Annotated in this window: 20 protein-coding genes; 13 read left to right on the top strand and 7 right to left on the bottom strand. The window is 64.4% G+C overall.

What is annotated here, in order from left to right:
- Positions 1-58 precede the first annotated feature (58 nt).
- The 6 genes from KYN89_RS14080 to KYN89_RS14055 all read left to right on the top strand — a co-directional run bounded on the left by KYN89_RS14080 (position 59) and on the right by KYN89_RS14055 (position 5,263).
- Entirely contained in the window at positions 59-817 is a 759-nt protein-coding gene (locus tag KYN89_RS14080) for an alpha/beta fold hydrolase (protein ID WP_222825683.1), read from the top strand.
- A 74-nt stretch (positions 818-891) separates the two neighbouring features.
- Positions 892-2,742 carry a M2 family metallopeptidase gene (locus KYN89_RS14075; protein ID WP_222825682.1) on the top strand — a complete coding sequence of 617 codons (1,851 nt, stop codon included), beginning with the start codon at positions 892-894 and terminating at the stop codon, positions 2,740-2,742.
- Positions 2,743-2,779: 37 nt separating this feature from the next.
- A complete protein-coding gene (locus tag KYN89_RS14070) occupies positions 2,780-3,223 on the top strand; it encodes an ATP-dependent zinc protease family protein (RefSeq protein ID WP_222825681.1) in 444 nt (147 codons plus the stop codon).
- A gap of 25 nt (positions 3,224-3,248) precedes the next feature.
- Complete coding sequence (rimK, locus tag KYN89_RS14065; protein WP_197635770.1) at positions 3,249-4,154, top strand: 30S ribosomal protein S6--L-glutamate ligase; 906 nt, start codon at positions 3,249-3,251, stop codon at positions 4,152-4,154.
- Positions 4,155-4,194: 40 nt separating this feature from the next.
- The gene (locus KYN89_RS14060) at positions 4,195-4,686 is read left to right on the top strand and encodes a YbjN domain-containing protein (RefSeq protein ID WP_222825680.1); all 492 of its coding nucleotides are present in this window, start codon (positions 4,195-4,197) and stop codon (positions 4,684-4,686) included.
- 76 nt (positions 4,687-4,762) lie between these two features.
- Positions 4,763-5,263: a YbjN domain-containing protein gene (locus KYN89_RS14055; RefSeq protein WP_222825679.1), complete on the top strand. Its 501-nt coding sequence runs from the start codon at positions 4,763-4,765 to the stop codon at positions 5,261-5,263.
- A 61-nt stretch (positions 5,264-5,324) separates the two neighbouring features.
- On the opposite strand, the gene KYN89_RS14050 is transcribed toward KYN89_RS14055, so the two are convergent.
- From KYN89_RS14050 to KYN89_RS14030, 5 genes are all read right to left on the bottom strand, one after another.
- Positions 5,325-6,761 carry an AMP nucleosidase gene (locus KYN89_RS14050; RefSeq protein ID WP_222825678.1) on the bottom strand — a complete coding sequence of 479 codons (1,437 nt, stop codon included), beginning with the start codon at positions 6,759-6,761 and terminating at the stop codon, positions 5,325-5,327.
- A 177-nt stretch (positions 6,762-6,938) separates the two neighbouring features.
- A complete protein-coding gene (gene rplI / locus KYN89_RS14045; RefSeq protein ID WP_222825677.1) occupies positions 6,939-7,628 on the bottom strand; it encodes a 50S ribosomal protein L9 in 690 nt (229 codons plus the stop codon).
- A 13-nt stretch (positions 7,629-7,641) separates the two neighbouring features.
- Complete coding sequence (gene rpsR, locus KYN89_RS14040; protein WP_010240048.1) at positions 7,642-7,866, bottom strand: 30S ribosomal protein S18; 225 nt, start codon at positions 7,864-7,866, stop codon at positions 7,642-7,644.
- Positions 7,866-8,237: a 30S ribosomal protein S6 gene (gene rpsF / locus KYN89_RS14035; protein ID WP_010240046.1), complete on the bottom strand. Its 372-nt coding sequence runs from the start codon at positions 8,235-8,237 to the stop codon at positions 7,866-7,868. The genes rpsR and rpsF overlap by 1 nt, the downstream gene beginning before the upstream one ends.
- A 333-nt stretch (positions 8,238-8,570) precedes the next feature.
- Complete coding sequence (locus KYN89_RS14030; RefSeq protein ID WP_222825676.1) at positions 8,571-8,777, bottom strand: hypothetical protein; 207 nt, start codon at positions 8,775-8,777, stop codon at positions 8,571-8,573.
- 36 nt (positions 8,778-8,813) lie between these two features.
- On the opposite strand from KYN89_RS14030, the gene KYN89_RS14025 reads away from it, so the two are divergent.
- Positions 8,814-9,776: a DUF808 domain-containing protein gene (locus KYN89_RS14025; protein WP_222825675.1), complete on the top strand. Its 963-nt coding sequence runs from the start codon at positions 8,814-8,816 to the stop codon at positions 9,774-9,776.
- On the opposite strand, the gene KYN89_RS14020 is transcribed toward KYN89_RS14025, so the two are convergent.
- Entirely contained in the window at positions 9,773-10,060 is a 288-nt protein-coding gene (locus KYN89_RS14020) for a hypothetical protein (protein ID WP_222825674.1), read from the bottom strand. The two genes, KYN89_RS14025 and KYN89_RS14020, sit on opposite strands and share 4 nt — an antisense overlap.
- The gene (locus KYN89_RS14015) at positions 10,057-11,487 is read right to left on the bottom strand and encodes a Mur ligase family protein (RefSeq protein WP_222825673.1); all 1,431 of its coding nucleotides are present in this window, start codon (positions 11,485-11,487) and stop codon (positions 10,057-10,059) included. Before KYN89_RS14015 ends, KYN89_RS14020 begins: the two co-directional genes overlap by 4 nt.
- A gap of 144 nt (positions 11,488-11,631) precedes the next feature.
- Between KYN89_RS14015 and KYN89_RS14010 the strand changes: the two genes are divergently transcribed.
- The 6 genes from KYN89_RS14010 to KYN89_RS13985 all read left to right on the top strand — a co-directional run bounded on the left by KYN89_RS14010 (position 11,632) and on the right by KYN89_RS13985 (position 16,521).
- Complete coding sequence (locus tag KYN89_RS14010) at positions 11,632-12,462, top strand: LD-carboxypeptidase (RefSeq protein ID WP_222825672.1); 831 nt, start codon at positions 11,632-11,634, stop codon at positions 12,460-12,462.
- A 23-nt stretch (positions 12,463-12,485) separates the two neighbouring features.
- Positions 12,486-13,424: an ACP S-malonyltransferase gene (gene fabD, locus KYN89_RS14005; protein WP_222825671.1), complete on the top strand. Its 939-nt coding sequence runs from the start codon at positions 12,486-12,488 to the stop codon at positions 13,422-13,424.
- A complete protein-coding gene (fabG, locus tag KYN89_RS14000; protein ID WP_222825670.1) occupies positions 13,424-14,185 on the top strand; it encodes a 3-oxoacyl-[acyl-carrier-protein] reductase in 762 nt (253 codons plus the stop codon). Before fabD ends, fabG begins: the two co-directional genes overlap by 1 nt.
- 215 nt (positions 14,186-14,400) lie before the next feature.
- A complete protein-coding gene (dnaN, locus tag KYN89_RS13995) occupies positions 14,401-15,528 on the top strand; it encodes a DNA polymerase III subunit beta (RefSeq protein ID WP_222825669.1) in 1,128 nt (375 codons plus the stop codon).
- A 70-nt stretch (positions 15,529-15,598) separates the two neighbouring features.
- Positions 15,599-16,123, top strand: coding sequence for a hypothetical protein (locus KYN89_RS13990; protein ID WP_222825668.1), 525 nt, complete (start codon positions 15,599-15,601; stop codon positions 16,121-16,123).
- A gap of 26 nt (positions 16,124-16,149) precedes the next feature.
- A complete protein-coding gene (locus KYN89_RS13985; protein ID WP_222825667.1) occupies positions 16,150-16,521 on the top strand; it encodes a hypothetical protein in 372 nt (123 codons plus the stop codon).
- The last annotated feature ends 22 nt before the right edge of the window (positions 16,522-16,543 follow it).

Raw genomic sequence — 16,543 nt, 5'->3', positions numbered from 1 at the left:
CCGGACGATGCCGCCATTTGATAGGCGAAAGGTCAATCTACCGGAGCATTTGCCCCCAATGACCACAGAAAATTTCCAATCCTTCGACGGCACCACGCTAGCGCTTCACCGGATGGGCGAGGGCAGGCCGGTGGTGCTGCTGCATGGCCTGTTCTCCAATGCGGACATGAACTGGATCCGCTTCGGCCATGCGCAGCAGATTGCCGAGCAGGGCTACGAAGTCCTGATGCCCGATTTCCGCGTGCACGGGCAAAGCGAGGCACCGCACGGCGTGGAGAACTATCCATCGGGCGTGCTGGTCAAGGATGTCGTCGCGCTGGTCGAGCATCTCAGGCTGATCGACTACGACCTTGCCGGCTTCTCGCTCGGCGCGCGGACCGCGATTCACGGCGTTGCCACCGGCAGGCTCGCTCCGCAGCGGCTGATCCTGGGCGGAATGGGCGTCGACGGCCTGCGCGAATGGGATAAGCGCGCGGCGTTCTTCATCCGCGTGATCGACGAGTTCGATGCGATTCCGAAGGGCGATCCGGCCTATTTCTCAATGCAGTTCCTCAAGTCGCAGAAGGTCGATCGGACCGCCGCGAGGCTGCTGCTCGGGAGTATGGAAAACCTCGATCCGGCAGAGCTGGCCAACATCGCCTGCCCCACGCTGGTGGTCTGCGGCGACGAGGACAGCGACAACGGTTCTGCGCAAGAGCTGGCCGCGATGCTGCCGGACGCGACCTATGCCGAGGTGCCGGGTACGCACATGAGCAGCGTCACCAAGCCCGATCTGGGCCGCGCGATGGCACAGTGGCTGGGCCCGGCAAAACGCTGACGGCCCCGCTTGCTATTACCCGACGTGACGGTAGTTTCGCGGCCAATCTCAAACGCTACGACAGGATGCCGCTCATGAAATTGCTTCCCGTTTCGCTCGCCGCGCTCGCCGCCGCGTCTCTCGCCACGCCTGCGCTGGCCGACGACCACGGCACCCAGACAGAGCAGGCGGCCGAGCAGTATCCGATGACGCCCGAAGGCGCCGCCAGCTGGGTCGCGATGGTTGAGAAGGACCTGTTCGACTATTCGGTCCACGCGAGCCAGATCTACTGGGTCAACGCGACCTACATCACGCATGATACCGATGCGCTGGCCGCCAAGGTCGGGGCCGAGGGGACCGAGAAGTCGGTCAACTACGCGCTCGAGGCGGCAAAATACGCCGAGGTCGACGGGCTCGATCCCGAAGTCGCCCGCAAGCTCGACATCCTGCGTAACGGCATCGTCCTGCCCGCGCCGACGGCCGATGGCGCGGCGACCGAGTTGAACAAGATCGCGACCAGCCTCAACAGCCAGTACGGCAAGGGCAAGGGCACGCTGAACGGCGAGGAAATCAGCGGCTCCGACATCGAAGCGGAGATGGGCAATCTCGAACGCACGCCTGCCGAACTCGCGGAGATGTGGGCCAGCTGGCACACCAACGTCGGTGCGCCGATGAAGGACGACTATGCCCGCATGGTCGAGATCGCGAACGAAGGCGCGAAGGAGCTGGGCTTCGACAATGTCGGCACGATGTGGCGTTCGGGCTACGACATGCCGCCGGAGGAATTCTCCGACCAGCTTGAGCGGATGTGGCAGGAGGTCGCGCCGCTCTACCAGTCGCTGCACACCTATGTGCGGACCAAGCTGAACGAGAAATACGGCGACGACATCCAGCCCGCGACCGGCCCGATCCGCGCCGATCTGCTGGGCAATATGTGGGCCCAGGAATGGGGCAATATCTACCCGCTGGTCGCGCCTGCGGGCTCGGGCGATCTGGGCTATGACATCGGCGACCTGCTGACGGCGCAGGGCAAGGATCCGATGGACATGGTGAAGATCGGGGAGGGGTTCTATTCCTCGCTCGGCTTCAAGCCGCTGCCCGAGACGTTCTGGGAACGCAGCATGTTCACCAAGCCGGCGGATCGCGAGGTGGTGTGCCACGCATCCGCCTGGGACGTGGACAACAAGGACGACATCCGCATCAAGATGTGCATCAAGGTGAATGCGGACGACTTCGTCACCATCCACCACGAGCTTGGCCACAACTACTACCAGCGCGCCTATAACCAGCAGCCCTACCTCTACCTCAACGGTGCGAACGACGGCTTCCACGAGGCGATCGGCGATTTCATCGCGCTGTCGATCACGCCCGAATATCTGGTCCAGATCGGTCTGCTCGATCGCAAGGACGTGCCCAGCGCGGACAAGGATATCGGCCTGCTGCTGCGCCAGGCGATGGACAAGGTCGCGTTCCTGCCCTTCGGCCTGCTGGTCGACAAATGGCGCTGGGGCGTGTTCGACGGGTCGATCACGCCTGCCGACTACAACACCGCGTGGCACGATCTGAAGCGCGAATATCAGGGCATCACCCCGCCGGCCGAGCGGCCCGACGACGCCTTCGATCCCGGCGCGAAATATCACATCCCGGGCAATACGCCCTACACCCGTTACTTCCTCGCGCGCATTCTGCAGTTCCAGTTCTACAAGGCGGCGTGCGATCAGGCGGGCTGGAAGGGCCCGCTGCATCGCTGTTCCTTTTACGGCAACAAGGAAGTGGGCGAGAAGCTGAACGCCATGCTCGAAATGGGCGCGAGCAAGCCGTGGCCCGACGCGCTGGAAGCCTTCACCGGCAGCCGCGAGATGAGCGGCAAGGCGATGATGGAATATTTCGCCCCGCTCAAGGAATGGCTCGACAAGCAGAACGCGGGCAAGCCCAGCGGATGGTGATCGCACCCGCGGCAGGCGCGCAGCTGGCGGTGATCGCATGATCACCGTCGGCTGGCGCGAACTGGTCGGGCTGCCTGAACTCGGCCTCAAGCGCGTGCCCGCCAAGATCGACAGCGGCGCGCGCACATCCTCGCTCCACGGCAGCGTGCTCGAAGAGTTTCGGCGCGATGGCGAGAAATTCGTCCGCTTCGAGGTGTTCTTCCCCGGCGCCAAGGTGCAGCAGGTGTGCGAGGCGGTGCATGTCGATGTGCGCGGGATCACCAGCTCCAATGGCGAGACCCAGCTGCGCTATGTGATCAAGACCCCGCTCACGATTGGTGATATCACCTTCCGTGCGGAGATCAGCCTCGCGGATCGTAGCGACATGAAGTTCCCTATGCTGATAGGGAGGAGCGCACTGCGTCGACGCTTCCTCGTCGATTCGGGCAATTCCTGGCTCCAGACCCCCGGAAGGGAGCCAGTGAAAGGTCACAAACCATGACATTCCGGCCCATGAGGATCAGGCCATGAAAATCGCGCTGCTCGCCCGAAATCCCAATCTCTATTCGCACAAGCGCCTGATCGAAGCGGCGGAGGCACGTGGCCACCAGATCGACTGGCTCAACACGCTGCGCTGCACGGTCCACATCGCCAGCCACAAACCCGAAGTCTATTATGATGGGGAGCCGTGCATTGGGTACGACGCGGTCATTCCGCGTATCGGGGCCTCGATCACCAATTACGGCCTCGCGATCCTGCGGCAGTTCGAAATGCGCGGCTGCTGGCCGCTGAACGAAAGCGTCGCGATCGGGCGCAGCCGCGACAAGCTGCGCAGCTTGCAGATCCTTGCCAAACACGGCCTCGGCCTGCCGCTGACCGCCTATGCCAATGATCCCAAGAAGGCGGAGGAGATCATCCGCGCGGTCAAAGGCCCGCCGGTGGTCATCAAGCTGCTGGAGGGCACGCAGGGGATCGGCGTCGTGCTGGCGGACTCGATGTCCTCGGCCAAGTCGGTGATCGAGGCGTTTCGCGGCGCGAACGTCAACATTCTGGTGCAGGAATTCATCAAGGAAGCGGGCGGCACGGATATCCGCGCGCTGGTGATCGGCGGCAAGGTGGTTGCCGCGATGAAGCGCACCGGCGCGCCGGACGATTTCCGTTCCAACCTGCATCGCGGCGGCAGTGCCCAACTGATCAAGATCACGCCCGAGGAACGCAGCACGGCGGTCCGCGCGGCCAAGCGCATGGGTCTGAACGTGTGCGGCGTCGACATGCTGCGGTCCAACCACGGGCCGGTCATCATGGAGGTCAATTCCTCGCCCGGGCTCGAAGGGATCGAGGCGGCGACGAACAAGGACATTGCCGGGCAGATCATCGAATTCATCGAAAAGAGCGCCAAGATCGGCGCAACCAAGACCAAGGGCGCGGGCTGAGCCGACAGCGTTCGGGATCGTCAACGGAAGGGGGCAGGTAATGCGGAAACTGGCAACGGCGATGGTGCTGGCGGCGGGCCTTGCGGGTCAGGCATCGGCGCAGTCGAGCGCACCGATGGTGGGTGCACACGCGCCTGAAAGCGTCGTCAGCGCGCTCAGAAATGCGGGCTACCGGGCGGAGCTGGACACCGATGGCAATGGCGATCCGATGATCACCAGCGCCTTCGCATCGATGGTGTCCTTCATCCACTTCTATGGCTGCAACGAGGGCAAGGACTGCACCTCGCTGATGTTCACCACCGGCTTCGACAGCGAGAAGCCGTGGACGCCTGAGGACGCGCTGGCGATCAACCAGAGCATCCGCTTCGCCTCCACCTGGCTCGACGACGAGGGAGATCCGTGGATCTCGTGGGATGTCGCGACCGGGCTCGAGGGCATCCCTACTGGGTCATTTATCTACGGCCTGCGCAAGTACGAAACCACGGTCGATCAGGTGGCCGATCAGGTGTTCGGTGAAGAGGCCACGGAGTAGGCTTCCTGCAAATCGTGCGGCTTTGCATCCGGCACGAAATTGCTATTCTGGACCTTCGGGAAAAGAGGGGGAAATCTTGAAAACACTGTTTCTTGCCATTGCCGCAGGCGGCCTCGCGCTGTCTCCGGTTGTCGCCAGCGCGCAAACCTATCAGGAAACGCGCCTGCTCCAGACCATGGACAATGCCGACCTGGAAGCGGTCCTCGATTCGATGGGCGCAACGTGGAAAAGCTCGCCGCGCGAGGATGATACCGACCTGTATCAGATCACCTTCGCCAATGGTCTGAAGGCCTATGGCTGGTATCGCGTATGCGAGGACGACCAGTGTCGCGGGCTGGTGCTGGTGGCCCAGTTCTCGCGTCCGTCAGGCTACGACAGCGACGCCGCGCTGGACGACAAGCTGCGCGGCTTCAACGATACCGCGCCGGCGGCGAAGGCCTATCGCGGGGCCGACGGAAATGTGGTCCTGCAATCCTACGTCATCTCGGACAGTGGGATCATGATGGGCAACATGAAAGCCCAGATCGAGGTCTTCAGGGACTCCGGAGGCAGTTACCAGAACTACATCAGCCAGTAGGCCGCGCTCCGCACCCGTCGAGCAATCTTGAGGCGCCCCCGGTTCGTCCGCGGGGCGCCTTTTATCTGAACGGCGGTTCGTTGAACGCCCGCAGCTTGCGGCTGTGCAGACGCGGGCCTTCCTCGCGTAGGTGGCGCACGGCGGCGATGCCGATCTGCAGGTGCGCGGCGATCGCCTCCTCGTAGAAGGTGTTGGCCTGCTTGGGCAGCTTGATCTCGCCGTGCAGCGGTTTGTCGCTGACGCACAGCAGCGTGCCGTAGGGCACCCGGAAGCGGAAGCCCTGCGCGGCAATGGTCGCGCTTTCCATGTCGATCGCGACCGCCCGGCTGAGCGAGAAGCGCCGCGCCGACATGGCGTAGCGCAGTTCCCAGTTACGGTCGTCGGTGGTGACCACGGTGCCGGTGCGCAGGCGCTGCTTCAGATCGCTGCCCTGCTGGCCGGAGACCTCTTCCGCCGCCTCCGCCAGCGCCTGCTGCACTTCCGCGATCGCGGGCAGCGGAATTTCGGGCGGCAGCACGTGGTCGAGCACGTGATCGTCGCGCAGGTACGCATGGGCGAGCACGTAGTCGCCGATCTTCTGGCTGGAGCGCAGGCCGCCGCAATGGCCGATCATCAGCCACGCCTCGGGCCGCAGCACCGCCAGATGGTCGCAGATCGTCTTCGCATTGCTGGGACCGACGCCGATATTGACCAGCGTGATCCCGTCGCCATTCTCGCCGATCAGGTGGTAGGCGGGCATCTGATGACGCCGCCATGCCGCGTCGGACAGCTGGTCCTTCGCGTTCTCGGTGGGTTCTGTCAGGTAAAGCCCGCCGGGGCCGGCCAGCGCGCTGCATCCATCCTCGCCCAGCCGCTCGCCCGCCCAGTTGACGAATTCGTCGACATAGCGGTGGTAGTTGGTGAACAGCACGAAGCGCTGGAAATGCTCCGGGTCGGTGCCGGTATAATGCGCCAGACGGGCGAGGCTGAAATCGGTCCGCAACCCGTCGAACAGCGACAGCGGAATCTGCTGGTCGGGCTCGTCCAGCTCGATCCCGTCGGCCAACTCGTCGCCGATATCGGCGAGGTCGGTATGCGGGAAGTGGCGGGCGATATCCTGCGGGCTGATCCCCTGAAGCCGCGCGGTTGCCTCCCCGTCGAGCACGTAGGGGAAGGGGATTTCCTGGTCGGAAGGCTGCACGTCGAGCTGGATCGTGTAGTCGCTTTCGATCAGCTCGAGCTGCGCGCGCAGATAGGCGCGGAACAGCTGCGGGCGGGTGACCGTGGTGGAATAGGTGCCCGCCGTTCCCAACCGGCCGAACGCCCGGCTCTGTGAATCCTTGGGTTCGCTGCCATCGTAGTGGAGCAGCAGGCGCGGATAGGTGTAGCGGTCCTTGCGTGCGCTTTCGGCGGGCAGCGTGCCGTTTTCGGCAAAGGCGATGATGTCTTCGCGCAGCGCGGCGATGCTTGCGTCGTAGTGCGCCTGAAGCGCGTCGAGGGCCTGTTCGATGGATAGCATGGCGCGGCGTCTAACCTCCCCGGGGTAAGGGTCAAGCGGGGAGGCGCGAGATCGCGCCCGGTCCGGTACGATCGCAGGCGGGCCGGGCGAGGGCCGCCCAGTACCGATTCCCAAGAAAAAGGCCGCTGCGCACCGTGGTGCGAGCGGCCCTTTTACTAGCTGCGCGATGCGCGAGGCTTATTCGCCCTTGGGCGCAACCTCGTCCGAGCTCGTTTCCGGCTCGGTCGCTTCGATCAGCGATTCGGTGGTCGACTGGCCTTCGGGCGTGCTCACGCCGTCTTCCATCAGCTCGGCGGGAATTTCGCCCGGCTCGAGATTCGGGTCGATCCGGTTTTCGGAGGCCGCTTCCTCGATTTCCCGCTGTTCGTCTTCGAACATCTGGGCGAGGACGTCGACGCCCTGGCTCTGCAGTTCGGCTTCGTCGTCCGAACGGGCGACGTTGGCCTTCACGATCACGTGCACCTCGGGGTGCAGCGCAACGGTGACGTCGTGCATGCCGATGGTCTTGATCGGGCTACCCATGACGACCTGACGCTTGTCGACTTCGTGGCCCTGGGCTTCGAGGCCCGCCACGATGTCGCGCACGTTGACCGAACCATACAGCTGGCCGGCGTTCGAGGACGCGCGGATCAGGACGATTTCTGCACCGGCGATCTTCTCGCCAGCCTTTTCGGCTTCGCCGCGACGTTCCGCGTTTTCCTTTTCCAGGCGTTCGCGGTTCGCTTCGAAGACCTTCTTGTTCGCGGCGTTGGCGCGCAGCGCCTTCTTCTGCGGAAGCAGGAAGTTGCGTGCGTAGCCGTCCTTGACGGTCACGACGTCGCCAATGCTGCCCAGATTGCCGATACGTTCGAGGAGGATAATATCCATGTCTCTGCTCCTCTTACTTCACGACGTAGGGAAGAAGGCCGATGTGGCGCGCGCGCTTGATCGCCTTGGCGAGTTCACGCTGCTTCTTCGCGCTGACGGCGGTGATGCGGCTGGGTACGATCTTGCCACGCTCGGACATGAAGCCCTGCAGCAGACGTACGTCCTTGTAGTCGATGACCGGAGCATTCTTGCCCGAGAACGGGCAGGTCTTGCGGCGGCGGAAAAACGGGCGGGCCATTAGTCGTCTCCCCGATCGGAGCGCTCGCGGCGCTTCTTGGAATCGCGTTCGTTCTTGCGCATCATCGCCGAGGGGCCTTCCTCGTGTTCGTCCACGCGGATGGTCATGTAGCGGATGACGTCTTCGTTGATGCGGGTCTGCCGTTCGAGTTCGGCGACCATCGCACCGGGGCCTTCGATGTTCAGCAGAACGAAGTGGGCCTTGCGGTTGCGGTCGATCTTGTAGGCGAGGTTCTTCAGACCCCAGGTCTCCGTCTTGGTGACCTTGCCTTCGTTCGACTCGATAATCTCGGTGGCTTGCGCGGCCAGAGCGTCGACTTGCGACTGGCTCAGATCCTGGCGCGCAAGGAATACATGCTCGTACAGAGCCATGCCTTTTCCTTTCACATTGCTGCCGATCGCTGGCTTGTCCGTCCGGATGACGGGGCCCCTCCGGCTTTCTTGGTTTCCCCACTGCGGGCCGTCACCCACAGCAGGGAAGCGGGGCACATAGCTGGATCGTGGAATAATGCAAGGCTTGTGGGATCGTGCCGCGGCGGGCAGTCATTGTGTCGGTCGCAAGCTCAGGGGGTGTCCATGTCTAAACTTCCGACACTCGCAGCCATGATTCTCGCTGCATGTCAGCTCGTTGCTTGCGGGGCTCCCTCTCGAACCTCTTCCAGTGCGATATTCCTTGCCGAGGCAACCGATCTGCCAACTGTCCAGTCATGTCGTGACGCCCACCTTTCTGAAGGTTTCCTGACCTTCGGTAAAGTCGGCGATGCGATGGTCTCGGCAGATCGCGCCCTCAAGGTATTCTGTACATTCGATGAGGCTGACAACCTTATTGCCGTGTTCAGGCAGACGCGGCGTGCTGACGCAACGCACGTTTTTCAAAGCACCGTCGGAACGGACGCTCGAGGCCGCCGTCATACGCTTGAGATTATAGACTGAACTTAGGAGAATAGCGTGCCCGGCGGCCTTGCTGCACTACTGGATGATGTATCGATAATCGCACGCGCCGCGGCGGCCTCGGTCGACGATGTCGCGGCGGCGGCGGGCCGCGCGGGCACGAAGACCGCAGGCGTGGTGATCGACGATGCGGCGGTGACGCCGAGCTACGTCACCGGCTTCTCGCCCGCCCGCGAACTGCCGATCATCGCCAAGATCGCGGTGGGCAGCGTCAAGAACAAGCTCTTGATATTATTGCCCGGCGCCCTTTTGCTGAGCGAGTTCCTGCCGCAGGCGATCGTCTTCATCCTGATGCTGGGCGGCTGCTACCTGTCCTACGAAGGCGCGGAGAAGATCATCGAGAAGCTGACCGGCGACAAGCATGGCGACACCGTGGATGAGCCGATCAAGAACGAAAAGGCCTTCGAGAAGAAGCGCGTCGATGGCGCGATCCGCACCGACCTGATTCTCTCGGCGGAGATCATGGCGATCGCTCTGAACGAGGTGGCGGCGGAAACCTTCGTCACCCGCGCGATCGTGCTGGCGCTGGTCGGCCTGGCGGTGACGGCCGGCATTTACGGCGCGGTGGCGCTGATCGTGAAGCTGGACGATATCGGCCTGCACCTGATGAAAAAGCCCGGCGACTTCGCGAAGAAGGTGGGCAAGGTGATGCTCAACGCGATGCCCCATATCCTGACCATCCTTTCGGTGGTGGGCACCGCAGCGATGCTGTGGGTCGGTGGCGGGATCATCCTGCACGGAACGCACGAGCTCGGCTTCCAGCCGCTCTACGGCGCGGCGCATGGGCTGGAGCATGCGGTGGAGACGACGACCGGCGCGCTGGGCGGCGTGCTCGGCTGGGTGGCCTATGCGACCTCGTCCGCGCTACTCGGGCTGGTATTGGGCACGGTGATCTTTTTCGTGCTGCACAAGGTGTTCGGCGTGGGCCACGAAGAAGGCGGCGGCGAGGGCGCGCACTAGGCGCCGCGCCAGGGCTCCTTCGCAAGGTCCGTGCCGCAGCGGCTGCAGGTCCTGTTTGGCCATGGCAGCATCAGCGGGCCGCGAAAGAACAGGTTCTTGCGGCAGTTCGGGCAGTTGAAGCCGAGGATGCCGATATTGGCCATGAACAAGCCGAAGATCACGATCGCAAAGGCGATGCTCGAATGGCCGATCCACGCATCGACCGCGATGATGAACACCACGCCGAGCGCCACGCCGAGCAGCATCTTGAGCGCGTGGCGGCGGGCGCGTTCGTAGACGCTCAAGCCAGCCGCTCCAGCACGTCGCGGGCAAACACGCTCAGAGTATCGTCACGCGCGCCCATTACGGCGATGCGGTCGCCGGGTTTTGCGTTCGCCACCAGCCAGTCGCCGCAGCCCTCGCGCGTGTTGATGCACAGGGCCTTTCCACCGTGCTCGGCGATCAGGTCGACGATCCGCTCGCTGCCTTCGGAGCGGTCGACCGTGCCGCCGAAGTAGACCGGATCGCACAACAGGGTGATATCTTCAGGGCCAAGTTCGCGGGCGAAGGTTTCGGCCAGTTCGGCACCTATCTGCTTCAAGGGCCCATAGCCATGCGGCTGGAAGAACGCGAGCACGCGGCCTTCGTGTGCTTTCAGCGTGCGCAGGGTCGCCGCGGCTTTCTCCGGGTTGTGACCGAAGTCGTCGATCATGGTCACGCCTGAGGAGGACGTGCCGACGATATCGAACCGGCGCGCCAGCCCTTTGAACTCGGCCAGCGCGGCAACCGCATCCGCCACCGGCACACCCGCCGCATTCGCGCCTGCGATCGCCGCGAGCGCGTTCGACAGGTTGTGCCGCCCCGGCAGGTTGAGCGTCAGCGCGTGCTGCGTATCGTCGCGCTTGTCGTGGACCATCGCCGCCTGCCGCGTCGGCCCTTCGGCAATGCTGCCCTCAACGATGCCGAGTGCCGCGCAGCCATTGGTCACGCCGAAGGTCAGCGGTGCATTGGCGTGCGCGACGAGGCGGAAGGCTTCCTCGTCATCGGCATTCACCACGCCGCGCTCCGACGCCTCGAGGAAATCTCCGAAAAGCTGGCGCAACTCGTCCATGCTCTTGTGGTCGAGCGAGACGTTGAGAAGGATGCCGACCGCGGGTGTGTATTGCGCGATCGAGCCGTCGCTTTCGTCGACCTCCGACACATACAGGTCCGCATCACCCACCACCGCGCTGGCGAAGGGGCGGTCGTCGCTGACGAAGTTCTTCATCACCGCGCCGTTCATGATCGTGGGGTTTCTGCCCGCATGATGCAGGATCCAGCCGAGCATACCGGTGACGGTCGACTTGCCGCTGGTCCCCGCGACCGCGATGCCGGTTTCGGCGGCGTTGAACAGCGCTGCGTTGAGGTCGGCGCGGGTCAGGCGGGGTAGGCCCAGTTCCTTCGCACGGACGACTTCGGGCACGGTGTCTTCGACTGCGGCGCTGGCCACCAGCACTTGTTCGGGCCGGGTGATCCCGCTGCCGTCCTGCGGGAACAGCTGGAAGCCCTGCCGCTCCAGCGCGGCGAATTTCTCGGGCGTGCGGCCTTGGTCGAAGCTGCGGTCCGATCCGGCGACCTCCGCCCCGCGCCCCTTCAGGATCGCGGCGAGCGGTTGCATGCCCGATCCGCCGATCCCGCAGAAGAACCAGGGGCGGGCGGTCAGGTCGGCGGTGGGGTCGGGAAGGTCGGTCATCCGGCCTGCCTATTGTCATTAGACCAACTCGTCACCCCCGCGCAGGCGGGGGTCCCGCTTTTTGCCACTCGCCTCCGCTGAAGAGAGCGGGATCCCCGCCTGCGCGGGGATGACGGGGGTGGGTTTGGCGGGTACAGCGAAGACATGACCCGCATCGCCATCTGCGCGCCCGCAACCGCCATCACGCCCGACCATGCCGCCGCGATCGAGCAGCTGGTCGCGGACGAGTTTCCCGAACACGGCGTCCATGTGCACCCGCAATGCTTCGAAAGCTGGGGCCACTTCGCCGGCACCGATCTGCAACGCCTGACCGCGCTGCTCGATTGCGCCAATGACCCGCAGTTCGATGCCGTATGGTTCGCCAAGGGCGGCTATGGCTCCAACCGGATCGCGCAGGCGGCGGTGGCGCAGATGAACGATGCCGCGCGGCAGAAGACCTATGTCGGCTTTTCGGACATGGGCTACATGCTCGCCGCGCTCTACCGCGCGGGGATCGGCCAGCCGGTCCACGGTTCCATGCCGGTCAGCGCGCGCAGCGAGCATGGGCGCGAGGCGGTGCGCCGCGTGCTGCGCTGGTTCTCCGGCGATGGCAGCGGGCTGGAGCCGAGCCTCGACGGCAAGACGCCGGTGGTCGCGTTCAACCTCATCACTCTGGCGATGATGGTCGATACGCCGATGCTGCCCGATCTTTCGGGCCATGTGGTGATGGTCGAGGAGGTGAGCGAGCATCTCTACGCGGTCGACCGGCTGTTCTTCAGCCTGTCCAACACCCTGCCGCGGGTCGCGGGGCTGAGGCTGGGGGCGGTCAGCAATGTGCCGGAGAACGACCGTGAATTCGGTATGAGCGCAGAGGAAATCGCGCAGTTCTGGTGCGCGCGGGCAGGTATTCCATACCTCGGCCGGGCCGAAATCGGCCATACCGCCGCCAATCGGATCGTCCCCTTCGGCCTTGCCAGCCCGGCGCGCGGTTCCTAGGCCGCAGGCAACAAGGAGATATTATGCGAGCTTTCATCTTCCCCGGGCAGGGGAGCCAGAAGGTCGGCATGGGTGCCGACCTCGCCGAAGCCAGCGCCGCCGCGCGCGAGACCTTTCAGGAAGTCGACGACGCGCTGAACCAGAAGCTGTTCACGCTGATGCGCGAAGGGCCTGATGCCGAACTCACGCTGACCTCCAATGCGCAGCCCGCGATCATGGCCAATGCCATCGCCGCGCTGCGCGTGCTGGAGAACGACTTCGGCGTGAAGCTGAAGGATGCGGGCGATTGCGTCGCCGGGCATTCGCTGGGCGAATATACCGCGCTGTGTGCGGTCAACGCCTTCTCGCTGACCGAAACCGCGAAGCTGCTGCGCCTGCGCGGCATCGCGATGCAGGATGCCGTGCCGATCGGCGTCGGTTCCATGGCCGCGCTGCTGGGCTCGGATATCGAGACAGCGCAGAAGCTGGCCGAGGCCGCTGCCGAAGGTCAGGTGTGCGAGATCGCGAACGACAACGACCCCTCGCAGGTCGTTCTGTCGGGCCACGCTCAGGCGATCGACCGGGTGCTCGACATGGCGAAGGAATACGGGGCGAAGCGCGCGATCAAGATCGCGGTTTCCGCGCCGTTCCACTGTTCGCTGATGAAGCCCGCCGCGCAGCGGATGAAGCTGGCGCTGGAAAACACGCCGCCTTCGGCGATGGACCTGCCGCTCTATGCCAATGTGACCGCCGCGAAGGTGGCCGATTCGGACGAGGAAAAGGCCCTGCTGGTCGACCAGATCACCGGTCGCGTCCGCTGGCGTGAGAGCGTGCTGGCGATGCGCGCGGACGGAGTGGAGCAGTTCGTGGAACTGGGCGGCAAGGTGCTCGGCCCGATGGTCAGCCGCACCGACAAGGACGCGAAGGTGACCAGTGCGATCACCATGGAAGACCTCGAAGCGCTGGCGAAGGAACTGGCCTGATGTTCTCACTTGAAGGAAAGACCGCGCTGGTAACCGGCGCAAGCGGCGGGATCGGTTCGGCGATCGCCCGTGCCCTCGCATCGCAGGGCGCGCGCCTTGCGCTGTCGGGCTCCAACGGCGACAAGCTGCGCGCGTTTCGCGACCAGCTCAACGACGAATACGCGCATGATAGCGGCGCGCATGTCGAGATCACCTGCGACCTGTCCAACCCGACCAGTGTCGAGGAACTGATCCCCGCGACGATCGACACGCTCGGCAAGGTCGACATCCTGGTGAACAATGCCGGGATCACGCGCGACAACCTCGCCATGCGGATGAAGGACGACGAGTGGGATCAGGTGATCCGGATCAATCTGGAAGCCGCCTTCCGCCTGATGCGCGCCGCCGCCCGCCCGATGATGAAGGCGCGCCATGGCCGGATCATCTCGATCACCAGCGTCGTGGGTGCGACGGGCAATCCCGGGCAGATGAACTACTCGGCGGCTAAGGCAGGCCTGACGGGCATGTCGAAAAGCCTTGCGCAGGAACTCGCCACCCGGGGAATCACCGTCAACTGCGTCGCCCCCGGCTTCATCCGCACCGCGATGACCGATGCGCTGGACGACAAGCAGAAGGCAGCCATCGAAGCGCGCATTCCGGCGGGCCGCATGGGCGAGGGCGACGAAATCGGCGCTGCCGTGGCCTACCTCGCCAGCGACGAGGCAGCCTACGTCACCGGGCAGACCCTCCACGTCAATGGCGGGATGGCGATGCTCGGCTAGGTGTTGCGGGGCGGGACTGGCGCGCATCGACAACACCAACGGCTAGCCTTACCGCCCTCAACCCCTTATCCCCAGCAATCCGGGTGGACTCGCGCTTGCAGCTTGCCCCTAAGTGCAGGCGCGATAAGGAAACCGGATGAGATTTCTCGCGCGAAGGCAGACTCGAGGGGGAGTCGCGCCGCATTCCAAGCGCTTATGAGACGAGAGAAGGACCGATGAAGGCCACCATCGAACGCGCCACGCTGCTCCGCTGCCTGTCCCACGTGCAGTCCGTGGTGGAGCGCCGCAACACGATCCCGATCCTCAGCAACGTGCTGATCGACGCCGACGCAGGCGGCGGCGTGAAGGTGATGGCGACCGACCTCGACCTGCAGGTGGTCGAGACGATGACCGCCGCAAGCGTCGAGAGCGCCGGGGCGATTACCGTCTCCGCCCACCTGCTGTTCGACATCGCGCGAAAGCTGCCCGATGGCAGCCAGGTCAGCCTGGAAACCGCGGACAACCGCATGGTGGTGAAGGCCGGACGCAGCCGCTTCCAGCTGCCCACGCTGCCGCGCGACGACTTCCCGGTGATCGTCGAGGGCGAGCTGCCGACCAGTTTCGAGCTGCCTGCGCGCGAGCTCGCCGAGATGATCGACCGCACCCGTTTCGCGATCAGCACCGAGGAAACGCGCTACTACCTCAACGGCATCTTCCTGCACGTGTCGGACGAGGCGCGCCCGGTCCTGAAGGCCGCGGCGACCGACGGCCACCGGCTGGCGCGCTACACGCTCGACCGGCCCGAAGGCGCGGAGGGCATGCCCGACGTGATCGTCCCGCGAAAAGCAGTCGGCGAACTGCGCAAACTTCTTGAAGAAGCGCTCGATTCGAACGTCCAGATCGACCTTTCGGCGAGCAAGATCCGCTTCGCCTTGGGCGGCGAGGGCGGGGTGGTCCTGACCAGCAAGCTGATCGACGGCACCTTCCCCGATTACAGCCGCGTGATCCCGACGGGTAACGACAAGCTGCTGAGGCTCGATCCCAAGGCCTTCTTCCAGGGCGTCGACCGTGTGGCGACCATCGCCACCGAGAAGACCCGTGCGGTCAAGATGGGGCTGGACGAGGACAAGGTGACGCTGTCGGTAACCAGTCCTGACAACGGAACGGCAGCCGAAGAGATTGCCGCCGAGTACAAGTCCGAAGGGTTCGAGATTGGCTTCAACGCCAATTACCTGAAGGACATTCTCGGCCAGATCGACAGCGACACGGTGGAGCTCCACCTCGCGGATGCGGGTGCCCCCACGCTGATTCGTCGGGACGAGAACAGCCCGGCGCTGTACGTCCTGATGCCGATGCGGGTGTAAAACCTAACCGCCCTTGTCACTGGCTCCGGCCGGTGGCGAGGCTAGGTTTGCTGGCGAAGGGAATTTCGCCATGCCATCCGGCTTCCTCGTTCTGTTGCTGCTGTCGGGAGCGACTCCGGTCGGTTCCGACGACTGCCCGGCGATCGTCGCTGCGACCACCAGCGAAAACGTGGACCGGAACCACGATGCGGTGCGCTGCCTCTCCTCGCGGATGAGCCAGAAGGTCTACGAGGATACGGAGCGGTGCATCGAACTGATGATCGGCGTGTCGGATCTGCGCGAGAGCCTGAAGGGGATCGAGCGCTATTCCCATCTCGACAATGCCAAGTCCGACAGGATCGAGGCCAGCATGCGCGGCGAGTTCGCGCGGATGAGGGCGCTGCCACCGCTGGGGGTGGATCTGGATGCCGGGAGGCAGGTGGCCGAGGCAACCCGGGCACCCTTCGCCGTCGCGCTATCCTCGATCCCGGACCGCCGCTATGCCGTCTGGTACGCCGAGGCCGTCCCGCCCGAGCATTGTACCGCGGCGCTCGAATTCCGGACCGCGCTACGCGTGCTGGAAGAAGACGAGAGGCGCCGGGCGCTGGCCAGATAGAATTTCATATGGGGAGCAGGATTTTCATGACCTTTCGCAAAACGGGCATCGCCATCGCGACCTTGGCGGCAGCCACCGCAGCATTGCCCGCACCGGCCGCCGCATCCGTGCGCGACGATGCGCAGTGTCTGATGGTCTACTCCATCGCGCTCGGCCAATACGAGGACCAAAAGGACCGCGACTACTCGATCGCGACCGGGCTCTATGCTCTGGTCGGTTACTTCTCGGGCAAGCTGACCTCGACACTGGGTGTCGACAGCCTCCGATCGGTCATGACTGAGGAACTGGCAGCCGAGGTCGCGGAAGACTACGAGACCATCCAGACCCGCTGCGTGGCCGAATCCGAACAGATGGCGGATGCGATGATGGCCGCCGGAGAGGCGCTTTCGGGGAAGTGATCCTGCCTTGCTGCCGGCGGGG

Origin of the sequence: Alteriqipengyuania abyssalis, from assembly GCF_019857185.1 — a bacterium.
In the GTDB taxonomy this organism is placed as follows: Bacteria; Pseudomonadota; Alphaproteobacteria; order Sphingomonadales; family Sphingomonadaceae; genus Alteriqipengyuania; species Alteriqipengyuania abyssalis.
The sequence above is the reverse complement of the archived record's forward strand: the minus strand, read 5'-3'. Positions and strand labels throughout refer to the sequence as shown.